This is a genomic window from Mycobacterium sp. RTGN4 (assembly GCF_033804635.1).
Taxonomy (GTDB): Bacteria; Actinomycetota; Actinomycetes; order Mycobacteriales; family Mycobacteriaceae; genus Mycobacterium.
In genome coordinates, this window is the sequence record NZ_JAPZLB010000027.1 from 18,753 (window position 1) to 33,694 (window position 14,942).

The window sequence follows — 14,942 nt, forward strand, 5'->3', positions numbered from 1 at the left end:
TTTTTACATAGAAAAGCTATGCAGGCCAAAGGCGCGGTCAGGTGTCGACGGTCACAGCTCGTCAAACCGGTACTCGCTCCGGGGCTGGCAGAATCGGGAAATGACATCGAGCGGCTCGAGCGCACCTCGGAGGGTCGGCGCGCTGCACCCGAGCGAACTCGCTCACGCCGCGGTGATGGCAGCCCTGTGCGCGGCCACCGCCATCATCGCCGTCATCGTGCCGCTCGCCGCGGGCTTGTCGCTGCTCGGCACGGTTCCGATGGGGCTACTGGCCTACCGTCATCGGTTTCGCGTACTGGTCGCGGCAGCCGTCGCAGGTGGGACCATCGCATTTCTCGTCGCGGGCATGGGCGGATTCATGACCGTCCTCGACTGTGCCTACATCGGCGGGTTGACGGGCGTGGTGAAACGACGGGGTCGAGGTGCCCCCACGGTGTTCGCGGGGGCCGTCGTCATGGGCGCTGCCTTCGGCGTCGCGGGCGTGGCCGCGCTTCTGGTCGCGTCGCGGCTGCGTCACCTGATCATCGAAAGCATCACGGCCAACATCCACGGCATGGCTACCGTGCTCGGCAGCGTGCCCGGATTCGAGCCTGCGGCGCAGCTGTTCCGCGAGGCCTTCGCGACCCTGGTGCGGTACTGGCCCGTGCTGATCATCGCCTCGTCGGTGTTCAGCATCACGCTGGTCTCCCTCATCGGGTGGTGGGCATTGTCGCGAGTGCTCGCTCGCCTGCTGGGCGTGCCCGATGTGCACAAGCTCGACTCGACCCCCGACGCCGGCCCGGTCGCGCCGGTGCCCGCCGCGTTCCGCGACGTCCGGTTCCGCTATCCGGGTACCGATCGCGACGCACTCGGACCCGTGACGTTGACCGTCGAGGCGGGCGAACACCTCGCCGTCACGGGGGCCAACGGCTCGGGCAAGACGACGCTGATGCTGCTCCTGTCCGGACGAGCGCCGACCGCGGGCACGGTGGAACGGCCTGGCGCCGTAGGGCTCGGCCGCTTCGGTGGCACGGCCGTGGTCATGCAACATCCGGAGAGCCAGGTACTCGGCACCCGTGTCGTCGACGACGTGGTGTGGGGGTTGCCGCCCGGCACCGCGACCGACGTGGACCGGTTGCTCGCCGAAGTTGGGCTCTCCGGGCTCGGCGAACGCGATACCGGCGGGCTGTCCGGCGGCGAACTGCAGCGCCTGGCGGTGGCCGCAGCCCTGGCCCGCGAGCCCGCGCTCCTGATCGCCGACGAGGTCACCAGCATGGTCGACCAGAACGGTCGCGACGCACTCATCGAAGTGCTGTCCGGGCTGTCCGACCGTCGCCAGATGTCCTTGGTGCACATCACCCACTACAACGACGAGGCCGCGTCGGCCGACCGCACCATCAACCTGACGGGCAACGCCGACAACGTCGAGATGGTGGCGACCGCACCTGCGCCAGTGGCGACGGCCGCGCCCGCCCACCACGCCGGGGATCCGCTGCTCGAGCTCAGGGGCGTCAGCCACGAATACGGAAGCGGAACGCCGTGGGCGTCCACCGCGCTACGCGACATCGACTTCGTCGTCGGCGAGGGCGACGGCTTGCTCATTCACGGACTCAACGGGTCCGGCAAGTCGACGCTGGCCTGGATCATGGCCGGACTTCTGGAACCGACGACGGGTAGCTGCCTGCTCGACGGGAAGCCCGTCTCGGAACAGGTTGGCGCCATAGCGATCTCGTTCCAAGCCGCCCGGCTGCAGCTGATGCGCGGTCGAGTCGACCTCGAGCTCGCAGCGGCCGCCGGGTTCGACTACCACAACCACCGCCGCGTGGAACAAGCACTCGCCACCGTCGGACTGGATCCCGCGCTGGGGTTGCGTCGCATCGACCAGCTCAGCGGGGGCCAGATGCGCAGGGTCGCATTGGCCGGGCTGCTGGCGCGCTCGCCGCGCGCGATCATCCTCGACGAACCGATGGCCGGGTTGGATGCCGCGAGCCGGCGGGGGCTACTGCGTCTACTCGAAGAGCTACGGCGCGACACCGGTCTGACGGTCGTCGTCATCTCGCACGACTTCTCCGGTCTGGAGGAATTGTGTCCGCGCACACTGAATCTCCACGAGGGCTCCTTTGCGCCGACTCCGACCACGGCGGGAGGTGCGGCGTGACCGCACCCAATAGCGTGACGGCGCCCAAGAAGCAGCGCAGGCCGGTGGTGCTGTTGCGTCCGGTGCCGGGGGACACCGTCATCCACCGGTTGTGGGCGGGGACGAAGCTGCTCGTCGTCGCCGTCATCGGTGTGTTGTTGACGTTCTACCCCGGCTGGGTGCCCATCTGTCTGGTCGGGGCCTTGGTGTTGTTCACGGCCTGGCTGGCTGGGGTTCCAAGGGGCGCACTGCCTTCGGTGCCGCGCTGGCTGTGGATCGTGCTGCTCGTGACTGGATTCTTGAGCATCTTCTCCGGCGGCAGCCCCCACCTCACCGTCTTCGACGTAACCGTGGGGTTCGGTGGGGTGCTCAGTTACTTGCGCATCACGTTGCTCGCCATCGTGTTGTTGGGACTCAGTGCAATGGTGTCGTGGACCACCAACGTCGCCGACGTCGCACCGGCCATCTCCAAGTTGGGGCGGCCGCTGAAGCTGGTCCGGATTCCGGTCGACGACTGGGCCGTCACCGTCGGGCTCGCGTTACGGGCGTTTCCCATGCTGATCGACGAATTCCGAGTGCTGTTCGCGGCGCGCAGATTACGGCCGCGGGACGCTGCGATCACGCGCAGGGACCGTCGCCACCGTTGGTCCACCGAAGTCATCGACCTGCTCGCTGCGGCCATCACGGTGGCCTTGCGCCGGGCCGACGAAATGGGTGACGCGATCACGGCGCGTGGCGGAGCCGGTCAGCTCTCCGCGTTGCCATCGCGCCCGAAATGGCCTGACGCCGTGGCCTTTGGCGTCTTGCTCGCGGTGTGCGGACTGTCGGTGTACGTCGAGTTGGCCACGCCGTTGGCCACCAGCGGCTAGCGCTGCGCGGCTGCGTTCCCGGCGGCCTGTGCGTCGGCCAGGCTCGAGGGGACGTCGCGGCGTCCGAGGAACATTTCGTCGAAGTACGGTTTGATCGCCTGATAGCCGGCGGGGAAGCCAGGGCCGCCCGGCGCAGGGATGCGGGGTCCGTCGAGCACCCGGAAGAACGGCCGCACGTCGACGCCGCGCCGTGACCAGTAGGCGAAGTATGCGGGCTGGGCGGCGGTCACCGCGGGGATGGCGGCACCGTTGGCTGCCACATACACGTTGCCTTCCGGGCTACCCATCCAGGCGAGCACCTCGCGCACCGCGTCCGGATGGCGGGTGGCCGAGTTCCCCGCGGCGGCAATGCCGTTGGTGACGCTCACCCGTCCCGTCGGTCCGGTGGGCAGCATCGTCACACCCCACCGGAACGTGGCCTGATCGGCGATGGCGGCCAAGTTGTAGGTGCCCGATTGGAACAACGCCATCCGGCCCTGCAGGAACTGGTTTCGGGAGAAGTCGCCGTTGTCGTTGGTGTCAGAGGCGGGCGGTGCGACGTGATCGACGTTGATCAGCCCGACGAGGTACTCGAAGGCCTGGGTGGCTGCGGCGTTGTCGAAGGCGAACCGGTCGCCGTCCTGGAAGACGCCGCCCGCGGAACCGACGAAGTTGAGGTAGATGCCCTGAAGGTCGTTGGCCGCGTTGTAACCCCACTGCCGAACGTTGGATGAGTCGAATTCTGCTGTGTCGGCGCGGTTTCCGTTGGCGTCGACGGTGAGCCGGGCGAGCAGCGGCCGCAGCGTGTCTTCACCGCCCGTCGACCAACGCAACGCCACCAGGTCGGCGAGGTTCACTCCGGCCGCATCGAGCAGATCGGCGTTGAAGTACACCGCGATGCCCGCATCGGTGAGTTGCGGTACGCCCCACAGCGTTCCGTTGCGGGTGAACTGGTTGACCACCAACGGATCCCACGCGCGCGCAGCATCCGCGCCCAGCGTGCTCTTGACGTCGAGCAACCGGCCATTGTCGGCGTAGCCCGACATGTAGGCGTTGGACAGCCAGAAGACGTCATCGGCGCCGCCGCCTGCGACGTCGGTACGCAACGCATCGAAGTATGACGAGTAGGGGACGACGTTGACGCGCACCTCGATGTCGGGATGATCGCGCTCGAACTCCTCGAACGACGCGCGGTACGACTGCGCGACCTGCTCGTCCCACAGACGCACGGTCACCACGGTGCGGCCGTCGGTGCCCGACCTGCCCAGCAATGATGCGGCCACCAGTAGTACGGCGAAGAGCAAGGCCAGGCCGGCGAAGAATCGCGTCGAGAACTTCGGCGTCACGGCCCGGCGCAGTCGCTTCACGGGAGCCCCCGCGCGTTGAGAAGGTACTCACGGCGACGGCTACTCGCACTTCCTCGCCATGAGTGCCATCTCAACGCGGCCGGCGCGATCACTTGAGCCCCGTCACGACGATGGAACGCACGATGTGCTTGCCCAAGGCGACGAACAGCACGATCAGCGGCACGATCGCGACCGTCGTCGCCGCCATCACCAACGTCCACTGTGCGTTGTACTGCGACTGCAATCCCGCGGTGGCGACGGTCAGCACCTGCCACTTGCTTCCACTGGTGATGACCAGCGGCCACATGAAGTTGTTCCACTGCGAGACGACGGTGATCAACGCCAACGTCACGAGGATCGGCCGACTGGCGGGAAGCACTACGTGCGCGATGACGTCCAGCGTGCTGGCGCCGTCGATGTGGGCGGCCCTGATCAGGTCGTCGGGAATGCTGCGAAAGTACTCCCGTAACAGGAAGATCGCATACGGCGAGCCGAACATGAACGGCAATACCAACGCCCAGAACGTATTCCGCAGGCCCGCTTCGGCCATCATCAGGTACAGCGGCACCACCATCACGGTCGCAGGCACCATCAACGTCGCCACGTACACCCAGAAAAGCGCGTCGCGGCCCCAAAACTCCAGCCGCGCAAACGCGTATCCCGCCAGCACCGAGAATGTCAGCTGTCCGAGGGTGATGACGGCGGTCATCAGCGCCGTCACGACCAGCGCCCGGCCGAACCCTACGTCGGCCAGGCCCGCGTAGTTCGCCAGCGTCGGCGGTGCGGGCAGCGACAGCGGGGCCTCGGTGTTGAACTGCTGGGCCGAGGTGAACGACGTCAGCAGCCCGAGCAAGAACGGCACGATGGTGATCACCGCGCCTGCGATGAGTACGGGGTAGATCACGACGCCCGAGGCGACCCGGCTAGACGACGTCATAGCTGATCCGCCGTCGGAAGTAGAGCTGCTGGACGAGCGTGATGCCCACCAGCAGGACGAACAGCACGACCGCCATCACCGCGGCCCGTCCCACTGCGGCTGCGCCGAAGGCTTCGGCGTAGATGCGGTGGGCGACCAGGTCGGTGCGACCCGCAGGACCGCCGCCGGTCAGTGCGTACACGGTGTCGAAAACCTGTGCTGCGCTGACGATTCCCGTGACCACGACGAAGAACAGGGTGGGTCGCAGCATCGGCAGGGTGATGCGACGGAAGCGCTGCCAGGCGTCGGCCCCGTCGGTGCGGGCGGCGTCGTGTAGCTCGCGGGGAATGGCCAGGATGCCGGCGAGGAAGAACAGCGTGACGTAGCCGACGTTGGTCCAGATCGTCACCGCGGAGACGACGGGCAGCGCCAATTGCGGGTCGGTCAGCCACTCGATGCGGTGGCCCAGCGCGGTGCTGACCGCACCGTCGGTGGGCGCCAGGATCCATTTCCACAGCACCGCGATCGCCAGCGGTGAACAGATCCACGGCAGCACGTACAGCGTGCGGAAGAACCCGCTGCCCGGCAGGCCACGCGCCAGCATAGTGGCGGCGAACAGGCCGAGGACGGTCTGGATGGGCACGACCAACCCGACGAAGAGCGCCGTCACGAGCAACGACATTCCGAATGACGAATCAGTGAGCACCGAGCGCCAATTGGCCAGTCCCACGTACTGCATCGGACCGAGTAGGTCCCAGCGGTAGAGGCTCAGCCACAGCACTACGAACATCGGGAGCAACAGAAAGACCGCGACCCCGAACAGGCTGGGCGCGAGCAGGGCATATCCCACTCCTGCCCTCCGGAATCTCACTCAGTCATTAAAGGCCATCGCAGGCCGCTCGGGCCGATGCCACTACGGTGGGACCGTGACTGCGCGCCGACGGGTCGATGCCGAATTCCTTGCGCTGCCGCGACACGAGCTCGCCGACGCTGCGTTGTCGGCCGCGCTCGCGGCGGGCGCTAGCCATGCCGACCTGCGCGTGCATTGCATCACCACCGAACTCGTCCAACTGCGCGACCGGGAATTGGAGACGTCGATCGTGACGCGCGAACTCGGGTTGGCGGTGCGCGTCATCGTCGATGGCACGTGGGGGTTTGCCTCGCACGCGGAGCTCGATCCGGCGGTGGCCGCGGAGACGGCGCGCCGCGCGGTGCGGGTCGCGACCACCTTGAAGGCGCTGAACGGGGAGGCCATCGAGTTGGCTCCGGAGCCGGTGTACTCCGACGTCAGCTGGGTCTCCGACTACCGCATCGATCCGTTCGACATCGCGACGGCGGACAAGATCGGGGTGCTCGAGGAGTATTCGTCGCGGCTGCTGGCGAGCCGAGATGGACGGGCTGGCGTCGACCATGTCTCGGCCGCCCTGCACGCGGTCAAGGAGCAGACGTTCTACGCCGACACCCTCGGGTCGTCGATCACCCAGCAGCGAGTGCGCGTGCTGCCGTCGCTTGAGGCCGTTGCCGTCGACGCCGCGGCGGGCACCTTCGATTCCATGCGCACCCTTGCTCCGCCGACGGCGCGGGGCTGGGAGGCCGTCGCAGGCAACGAGTGGTTTGACTGGTCGACGGAACTGGCGCAGTTGCCGTCGTTGTTGGCCGAGAAGGTCAAGGCGCCCAGCGTGACGGCCGGGCCGACGGACCTCGTCATCGATCCGTCGAATCTGTGGTTGACCATTCACGAATCCATTGGGCACGCCACCGAATACGACAGGGCGATCGGCTATGAGGCTGCCTATGCGGGCACGTCGTTCGCCACCCCGGACAAGCTCGGCGTGATGCGGTACGGGTCGCCGGTGATGAACGTGACCGCCGACCGCACCGTCGACTTCGGGCTGGCGACAATCGGTTTCGACGACGAGGGGGTGCGGGCGCAGAGTTGGGACCTGGTGCGCGACGGCATCTTCGTCGGCTATCAACTGGACAGGGTGTTCGCGCCGCGGCTCGGGGTGGGCCGGTCCAACGGCTGCTCGTACGCGGATTCGCCCCACCACGTGCCGATCCAACGGATGGCCAACGTGTCGCTTCAGCCCGGCCCCGAGGACCTGAAAACGGCGGACCTGATCGCGCGAGTCACCGACGGCATCTACGTCGTCGGCGACAAGTCGTGGTCGATCGACATGCAGCGCTGCAACTTTCAGTTCACCGGGCAGCGGTTCTTCCGGATTCGCGAGGGACGGTTGGACGGCCAACTCCGCGACGTCGCCTACCAAGCCACGACGACGGACTTCTGGGGTGCGATGGAGGCCGTTGGCGGGCCGTCGACGTGGCGCCTGGGCGGTGCGTTCAACTGCGGCAAGGCTCAACCAGGGCAGGTGGCTCCGGTGAGCCACGGTTGTCCGTCAGCCTTGTTCCGCGGCATCAACGTGCTCAACACCCGTGAGGAGTCCGGTCGGTGATCGCACCAGGTGAGGTCGTCGGGATCGCGCTCGCGGAGGCCGCCGTGTTGTCCGGAGTCGACGAGACCATCGTGCTCGTTTCGGACAAGTCGACCGCGTCGCTGCGCTGGGCGGGCAATTCGATGACCACCAACGGCGAGACGTTGAGCCGTGACACCACGGTGATCTCGATCGTGCGACGCGGTGACGAGGCCCACGTCGGGTCGGTGACGTCCAGCGAGGTCGATCCGACGTCGATTGCGGCCTTGGTGGCCGCATCGCAACGGGCCGCGAACGCCGCACCCGAGGCCCGCGACACCGCTCCCGCGCTCAGCGGTGCCGGTTTGCCAGCCGACTGGGATGCCCCCGTACCCGTCACCGGATGCGACGTCTTCGCCGATGTGGCAAGGAGTTTGGCGACTCGGTTTCGCGGTTCCGACCGGCTGTACGGGTATGCCCGCCATGAGGTGGAGACCACGTTGCTGGCCACGTCGACCGGTGTGCGGCGGCGCTACACCCAGCCGACCGGTTCGGTGGAGATCAACGCGAAACGCGCGGACGCCAGTGCGTGGGCCGGCGTCAGTACACCCGACTTCATCGGTGTGCCAACTGATTCCATGCTCGACGACCTGGACAGCAGGCTGGGTTGGGCGGCGCGCACCGTCGAGTTGCCCGCCGGGCGCTATGAGACGTTGATGCCACCGTCGACGGTCGCGGACATGATGATCTACCTCGCGTGGACGATGGACGGCCGCGGCGCACAGGAGGGTCGCACGGCGTTGTCGGCGCCGGGCGGCACCCGGGTGGGGGAGCAGCTGACGAACCTCGGTTTGACGCTCTACTCCGACCCCGGCGCCAGCGGGCTGGCGTGCGCCCCGTTCGTGGCGGCCACCAGCTCGTCGGAGCGAATCTCGGTGTTCGACAACGGACTCGACATCGATCGCGTCGACTGGATCCGCGACGGCGCGGTGAACGCACTGGCCTACCCGCGGGCCGCGGCCGCCGAATTCGGTAGTCCCGTGGCGGTGCCCGCCGACAACCTACTGATGACCGGCGGTACGGCCGGCCTGGCCGACATGATCGCCGCCACCGAGCGTGGGCTGCTCTTGACGACGCTGTGGTACATCCGGGACGTCGACCCCACGGTGCTGCTGCTCACCGGGCTGACGCGCGACGGCGTCTACCTGATCGAGGACGGTGAGGTCACGGGCGCGGTCAACAACTTCCGGTTCAACGAAAGTCCGCTGGATCTGTTGCGGCGCGCCACCGAGGCGGGCGTCAGCGAGGTCACCCTGCCCCGCGAATGGGGGGACTGGGCGACCAGAGCGTCGATGCCGTCGCTGCGGATTCCCGACTTCCACATGTCGTCGGTGAGTCAGGCGCAATAATCGGCGTCATGGACGACGACCAGTTGTACGGCATGCTAACGCGGTTGATGGCGCTGAATCCCGAGGGCGACGGCGGCCGCAACGCGCTGGTGCGCGAGGTGTGTGCGGCCGCGATGTCCTTGCCGCCGGTGGCGGCGCAGGAGCCTGCGGTCGACGATCCGCAGCTGGCGGAGTTCGCCGAGCAGTTCGCCGTCGACGTGTCGATCATTACCCCTGAGCAGCGTGCGGCCTTCATGGCGGCCCTGAGTCGCAAGGCCTTCGGGATGGCGGCGCTCATCTTCATCGCCGATTTCGTGCCGCGGATGCGGGCGGGTGTGACGGCGCTAGGCTTCGCGCCCGTCGTCGACCCCGTCGTTTGGGACCGCGACACCGATCCCGTCGACCTACTGCTCAACCAATTCGCTCCGATGGTCGGCGCCTTGCGCGCACTGGATCCCGTGACCACCGAGGTGGTCCGCCTGCGTGGAGCCGTCCAACACAACTGCCGGCTCTGCAAGTCGCTGCGTGAGGGTGCCGCACTCGACGCGGGCGGGTCCGAATCGCTATACGCCGACATCGAGCAGTACGAGGAGTCCACTCTGCTCGACGAACGGCAGAAGGCCGCGCTGCGCTACGTCGACGCGTTGATCTGGACGCCGTCGAAGATCGACGCCGACGTGGCGGCCGGGGTGCAGTCACACTTCACGGACGCCGAAGCCCTTGAACTCACGCTCGACGTGATGCGCAACGCCACCAACAAGATCGCGGTCGCGCTCGGCGGCGACGCGCCGCGGGTCGCCGAGGGCACCGAGCGTTACCTGCTGGGTGTCGACGGCCAGCCGGTGTACAGCTGAGGGCCCGCACCTCGTCCAGCGGTCGACGGCAATAGCAGATGCCCAGTTGGGCGGCGTCGGTAACATGCCCCGCATGTCGCTTGCTGTCGGCCAGGTATTCGCCGGATACACAATCGTGCGCCGACTGGGTGCGGGGGCGATGGGCGAGGTCTACCTTGCCGAGCACCCGCGGTTGCCGCGCCAAGACGCGTTGAAGGTGATGGCGCAGCAGGTATCGACCGATTCCGAGTACCGGGAAAGGTTCAACCGCGAAGCCCAGAATGCCGCCACGCTGTCACACCCGAACATCGTGACCTTGTACGACCGCGGCGAATTCGAGGACCAGTTGTGGCTTTCGATGGATTACATCGAGGGCACCGACGCATCCCGCTTGCTCGAGAAGCAGTACCGCAAGGGACTGCCGCCGGACGAGGTCGTGCGCATCGTCACCGCGGTTGCGGATGCGCTCGACTACGCCCACCAACGCCAACTGTTGCACCGCGACGTCAAGCCGGCCAACATCCTGCTGGCCAAGCAGGATTCGGGTGGCTGGCGGGCGCTTCTGGCCGACTTCGGCATCGCGCGCCGGGTCGATGACTCCAGCGGATTGACCCAGAGCAACATCGCGGTCGGCACGGTCGCCTACGCGGCCCCCGAACAGCTGATGGGGCTGCCGCTCGATGGCCGGGCCGACCAATACTCCCTTGCTGCAACGGCATTCGAACTCTTGACCGGGTCGCATCTGTACCAGGACCGCAATCCCGCGGTCGTGATCAGTCAGCACGTGACCGCACCGCCACCGGCGATCGCGGAGCGCAAGCCCGAACTGTCCGGGCTAGGCCCGGTGCTCTCCAAGGCGCTGGCGAAGGCGCCCGAAGATCGCTACGACACGTGCACCAACTTCGCGAATGCCCTCGCGCGGCACCTCGACGGCGTCGTCGACGAGATCGGAGACACCGACGCCACCATGGCCGCCGGCGCCATCATGCCGCCGAACCACCACAAGGCGAGCCCGAAGGGTGGCAAGAAGTCTTGGCGGATCCCGGCCGGGGTATTGGTGGGACTGCTGGTCATCGGGGGCGCGCTCGCGGCGTTCTTGCTGACGCGCCATCGCAGCGTGGACGGCGCGCAACCGCACCCGTCGACCGCCTCGGCGCCCTCGACGCAGGCGGGTCCGGCCGTGCCAGTGGTGCTGGTCGGCGCGGACTGCGCCGTGCTCGGGGCGGCTGGCGTGAGTGAGCAAGGCCAGCAGGCCTACTGCGCGCGGCTGCCCGCGACTGGCGACATCTTGTGGTCCCTGGTTCCGGGCACGGAGGTGCCTTCGCCGACGGCCACCGCCGGGCCCACCGACACCGCCTACCCTCCGGGGATCGAGCAGCAGGTGGAAGTGTGCGTTCAGCAGACCGGACAGACGCGCCTGGAATGCCGGGACGACGTCCGACAGGGCAATCTGAGCGGGCCGGCCTAAGCGGGGCCGGAACGGCGCGTGCGACCATAGTTGCCGCGCGATGCGCGATGGGGCGGTAGCTCAGTCGGTTAGAGCCGCGGACTCATAATCCGTTGGTCGTGGGTTCGAGCCCCACCCGCCCTACGTCAGAGGCTGTTTTTCAAGATCAGTCTCGTTTATTCATCGTTTATCACCGCCGTACGCCACGCTTCGCGCACGGCTTCGAGGGCATGGCGTGCCGAGATCGCGATGCGGGTCTGGCCGGCCAGCTGAGCCTGCCATTCTGCATCCGTCGGCGCGGAGGCGAACAATCTTGGAGTCGGGGGCCGATTGGTCGGCCCGAAGCGCCGATACAGGTCTGCGGCCTTCCGGTCGATTGCGCCCAGATCGCTGAGGGCCCATAGGTCCCAGAGATCGCGAGCGCCTCGCCGATCAGCCCACGTCGAGGTTTTGGATGCGGCGAAGGCCGGCAGTGTTGGGACCAGTAACTCGGCTGCGGGAGCGTCGACGTAGCGCTGGACCAGCACGCGCCGTTCGGACGGCCAGACGGTACGGTCCCGCGAGGAGAGCAGCTGAATCCGCACCGACAACCCACCCGCCGTACGGAGAAGGGCCGCCATGGTGCTCGCCACGCTGCCTAGCGTTGGTTCGAGGGTGAGCCGACCATGCGTGCGCGACAGTGCACGGGGGAGTCCCGCGTCGAGAGCGGCCGCTACGAGCTTGCGGTCGCCGATGGCGATCAAGTCGATGTCCTCGCTAAGGCGCCCGGACGGTAGGTATGTGCGTGCGAGTGCGGTGCCGCCGATGAACTGGACCTGGTCTCCGACGCTGGTACTGAGAAAGGCCAGCACATGGGAGATGAGGTGGTCGCGCTCGACTTGTTCGTTGGAGACACCGAATTGCCTTGCCACCACATCGCGTTCACCGCTGTTCACGGTTGGGCCCAGGCCTCGGCACGCCGCAGTGACGACATCCGCCGTTGGTCGGACGCGAGCGCGGCCATGCGATTTTGGTCGCCGCGCGCGTAGAGCGCTGTTACCGCGGACCGAATGTCGACTTCGACGTCGCCCAGTTCCGGGCGATGGGCGAGGTCGAGGACCGTCTGCTCCGGAGTGGTCACCAACGTTGGTCCCAACGGTGTGTCGATGCGTTCGGCGTCCAAGCGGCCGGTGTCGCGCGTGATGAACCGGACGATGGCCGCCCGGTCGGAGAGTTCGATCGCTCGGTGCTGACGGGGCACGGCGATCGTCGCCGTTGCCAGGGCGCGGGGGATCACCCCGTGCAGGCGCGCTGCGCTGGGGCCCATCACGACGACGTCGTCGGGCCCGTAGATCGCTGAGGCGATGCCCGCGGCGGTCGCCTCCAAGCTCGGCGTCCAGGGGCGTCCGACCATGTCTTGTGGGACGACGACGTAGTAGCCGTCGGCGACCCGGTGAAGCAGTCCCCGTTCAGTGAGTCGGACCAACTGAGCCCGCGGATGGGCATAGATCTCCCCGGCATCGCGTGGCCGGATGGTCTTCATCGGTGCCCGCGCGAGTGCGGCTGGCATCGGAGTGCTGCGGCCGTGAACCATTTTCACTCCATTGCTTATGCAAATCGTGTCTCTGTAGAGTACGAAATGCATACTGAAGTGGCAAGCGCCAAGCGAAGTCATTTGGGGGATGGGTGGTCGGATTCGGCGATCAATCGGTCGAGTAGGTCGGCGGCCGCGGCTCATGTACTTGTCCTGGGTCATGGACACGTTGGTGTGGCCCAGGTGGTCGGCGCCGATGCGGCCGGCCGTACCGGTTTCAACCAATCGCGTCGAGCGTGGTCTAGGCAGTTTCGAACCGCGTGCTGACGACAATTCTGACTACAACGGCGACGACAGTTGCTGCCTCGACTACGTCACCGACACGACGATTCCCGACGTATCGCCCCTGTTCACGGCGTCTGCCTGGTCCTGGCAGTGTGGGGGTCAGGGGTTCGAATCCTCTTAGCTCCACCGTTTTGACTAGCCTTTTTGCCAGCTTCGCGAGTGCGTTAGGGTCATCGCGCACCGCTCGACGACAGTTTGGCGACAGATGTCGTTCGAACATCGTCACCACGTTCGAACGCTCGGCGTTTTACGACACACCGCCGTTTCGCGGTGGTCGCGAGTGCACGTCTACGGCGCGCGCTGACTTGGAACGTGTCTGGTGTCCCCGATGCTGGCCATTTGCTGCCGAACCCGTTCGCCAGTCGCGGCGGCGGTTGGTGCTGATGCGACTTCCGCGGAAGTGCACCGGCGGCGCAGGAAAACGAGCGCATCCAGGGTTTGTCTGCGATACTGCGGGCGCGTCAGTAAAGCCGCCTTTTCGACGAATGGGGACGTCATGGCCGGTAAGCACAGGGCAGAGGTTGAGCAGCGTAATAGCGCGGCGTACGTATGGCTTGGACCGGGAGCGGCCGCCCTCGCTCTCGGCGCCGCCCTCTCCGGTGGTGTGGGTGTCGCGCATGCCGACACCACGGGAAACGGGTCCCGAAATTCGGGACCGACGACCACGATCCGTACGACCGTCAGCGCACAGAGCGTGAAGACCGGCACTTATTCGTCGTCGGCCGCGCCCAAGCCCGCAGCAGACGGGGCTAGAACGACGTCGGTCGTGAATACCAGGGAATCGGTTGTCCGAGAACAGAATCCAGCAATCACGGGTGACAACAATCCAGGCCCCGGTCCCACCCTCGCCGAGACCGTCATCGGGCTCAACAACGGCGATCTCGGGGTCATCTCCCGGATCCCGGGCGCCAACAGCATCCCGTTCATCGATCTTGGTGGTGGCGGGGGCGGGGGCTTGCTCTCGAAGATCGCGGGCGCACTTTCGCACGGCTTGTTGTAGCGCGTGCCGTTCCGGGCTCGGTATCGCACCGGGAAGGGTGGACGGATCGGCCGGTTACTCCCCGGGTCACGTCCTTGAAGTTGTTGGTCGCTTGACCCGCTAATGTGACGACAACGCTGACCAAGTTGCGCACGACTACAGGTTCACGACACGGCATTCTGCCCGCCAAACAGGTTGTTCACGGTCCGGGCCTGCTCCTGGCAGTGTGGGGTGGGGCTCAAGTCCCCGAGGAACTTGTATCAATGCCCACTCCTGGTCGTCGAACCGCGATGCGCCGCTCGGACGTCGCCGTGGAACTGATTGCGACCCGCGCACCCTGGCTCCTGCACGGGATCGCCCGCCTCACCCCGACCGCTTACCGTCGATGAGCAGAGATGGTTTGAGCCGCAAGTGGTTTGCCCTCACGCCAAGCGCAAGGCAGTCGACGATCATTGGCGTTATGTCCGAGACGTGGCGAGTCGCCCGGGACCGGTGGTAATGCTTGTGCGATGAAAACTGTTGTACAGCAATGCTCAATGGGTGTTCATCGGACCTTCTGAAAACGCGGATCAGAAGTCCGTTAGTCGACAGTGTTCTGCCCACGTATGCGTTCAAGCTGAACCCCGACATGACCTAATCGAGAGGCATATTCAGAACTGGTATTGGGAAACGGTTTGGGCGTCCGCTTGTCAGCGGTCACATAATTCCTCCAGCTTGAGGGGTTGTCCGTCACGGAATTCCCCCACCTCGTCTGTCACGTAATTCCGCCACCCGGGCGGTGTGGCAGCCGGTTGTGG

The 14,942-nt window shown here is 66.6% G+C and carries 12 protein-coding genes and 1 tRNA gene; 8 read left to right on the forward strand and 5 right to left on the reverse strand.

Annotated features, from left to right (window positions below; translation table 11 throughout):
- Window positions 1-100: 100 nt before the first annotated feature.
- Window positions 101-2,137, forward strand: a complete 2,037-nt coding sequence (locus SLQ30_RS32235; RefSeq protein WP_319449145.1) for an ATP-binding cassette domain-containing protein — start codon at window positions 101-103, stop codon at window positions 2,135-2,137.
- Window positions 2,134-2,985 carry a CbiQ family ECF transporter T component gene (locus SLQ30_RS32240; protein ID WP_319449146.1) on the forward strand — a complete coding sequence of 284 codons (852 nt, stop codon included), beginning with the start codon at window positions 2,134-2,136 and terminating at the stop codon, window positions 2,983-2,985. Before SLQ30_RS32235 ends, SLQ30_RS32240 begins: the two co-directional genes overlap by 4 nt.
- On the opposite strand, the gene SLQ30_RS32245 is transcribed toward SLQ30_RS32240, so the two are convergent.
- The 3 genes from SLQ30_RS32245 to SLQ30_RS32255 all read right to left on the reverse strand — a co-directional run bounded on the left by SLQ30_RS32245 (window position 2,982) and on the right by SLQ30_RS32255 (window position 6,097).
- Complete coding sequence (locus SLQ30_RS32245) at window positions 2,982-4,310, reverse strand: ABC transporter substrate-binding protein (RefSeq protein ID WP_413468238.1); 1,329 nt, start codon at window positions 4,308-4,310, stop codon at window positions 2,982-2,984. The genes SLQ30_RS32240 and SLQ30_RS32245 overlap by 4 nt on opposite strands.
- A gap of 109 nt (window positions 4,311-4,419) precedes the next feature.
- The gene (locus SLQ30_RS32250; RefSeq protein WP_319449147.1) at window positions 4,420-5,247 is read right to left on the reverse strand and encodes a carbohydrate ABC transporter permease; all 828 of its coding nucleotides are present in this window, start codon (window positions 5,245-5,247) and stop codon (window positions 4,420-4,422) included.
- Window positions 5,234-6,097: a sugar ABC transporter permease gene (locus tag SLQ30_RS32255; RefSeq protein ID WP_319449148.1), complete on the reverse strand. Its 864-nt coding sequence runs from the start codon at window positions 6,095-6,097 to the stop codon at window positions 5,234-5,236. Before SLQ30_RS32255 ends, SLQ30_RS32250 begins: the two co-directional genes overlap by 14 nt.
- A gap of 55 nt (window positions 6,098-6,152) precedes the next feature.
- On the opposite strand from SLQ30_RS32255, the gene SLQ30_RS32260 reads away from it, so the two are divergent.
- The 5 genes from SLQ30_RS32260 (at window position 6,153) to SLQ30_RS32280 (ending at window position 11,452) form a co-directional block, all read left to right on the forward strand.
- Window positions 6,153-7,682 (forward strand): TldD/PmbA family protein, encoded by a 1,530-nt coding sequence (locus tag SLQ30_RS32260; protein WP_319449149.1) that lies wholly within the window; start codon window positions 6,153-6,155, stop codon window positions 7,680-7,682.
- On the forward strand, window positions 7,679-9,049 hold the full coding sequence (locus SLQ30_RS32265; RefSeq protein WP_319449150.1) for a metallopeptidase TldD-related protein: 1,371 nt from the start codon (window positions 7,679-7,681) through the stop codon (window positions 9,047-9,049). Before SLQ30_RS32260 ends, SLQ30_RS32265 begins: the two co-directional genes overlap by 4 nt.
- Before the next feature lie 8 nt (window positions 9,050-9,057).
- Complete coding sequence (locus tag SLQ30_RS32270; protein WP_319449151.1) at window positions 9,058-9,882, forward strand: carboxymuconolactone decarboxylase family protein; 825 nt, start codon at window positions 9,058-9,060, stop codon at window positions 9,880-9,882.
- A gap of 73 nt (window positions 9,883-9,955) precedes the next feature.
- Entirely contained in the window at window positions 9,956-11,329 is a 1,374-nt protein-coding gene (locus tag SLQ30_RS32275) for a serine/threonine-protein kinase (RefSeq protein ID WP_319449152.1), read from the forward strand.
- A gap of 49 nt (window positions 11,330-11,378) precedes the next feature.
- A tRNA-Ile gene (locus tag SLQ30_RS32280) sits at window positions 11,379-11,452 on the forward strand.
- A 32-nt stretch (window positions 11,453-11,484) separates the two neighbouring features.
- On the opposite strand, the gene SLQ30_RS32285 is transcribed toward SLQ30_RS32280, so the two are convergent.
- Together SLQ30_RS32285 and SLQ30_RS32290 are read right to left on the reverse strand one after the other, a co-directional pair.
- Window positions 11,485-12,243 carry a nucleotidyl transferase AbiEii/AbiGii toxin family protein gene (locus tag SLQ30_RS32285; protein ID WP_319449153.1) on the reverse strand — a complete coding sequence of 253 codons (759 nt, stop codon included), beginning with the start codon at window positions 12,241-12,243 and terminating at the stop codon, window positions 11,485-11,487.
- The gene (locus tag SLQ30_RS32290; protein ID WP_319449154.1) at window positions 12,240-12,881 is read right to left on the reverse strand and encodes a type IV toxin-antitoxin system AbiEi family antitoxin domain-containing protein; all 642 of its coding nucleotides are present in this window, start codon (window positions 12,879-12,881) and stop codon (window positions 12,240-12,242) included. Before SLQ30_RS32290 ends, SLQ30_RS32285 begins: the two co-directional genes overlap by 4 nt.
- A gap of 979 nt (window positions 12,882-13,860) precedes the next feature.
- On the opposite strand from SLQ30_RS32290, the gene SLQ30_RS32295 reads away from it, so the two are divergent.
- Entirely contained in the window at window positions 13,861-14,166 is a 306-nt protein-coding gene (locus tag SLQ30_RS32295) for a hypothetical protein (protein WP_319449155.1), read from the forward strand.
- Window positions 14,167-14,942 lie beyond the last annotated feature (776 nt).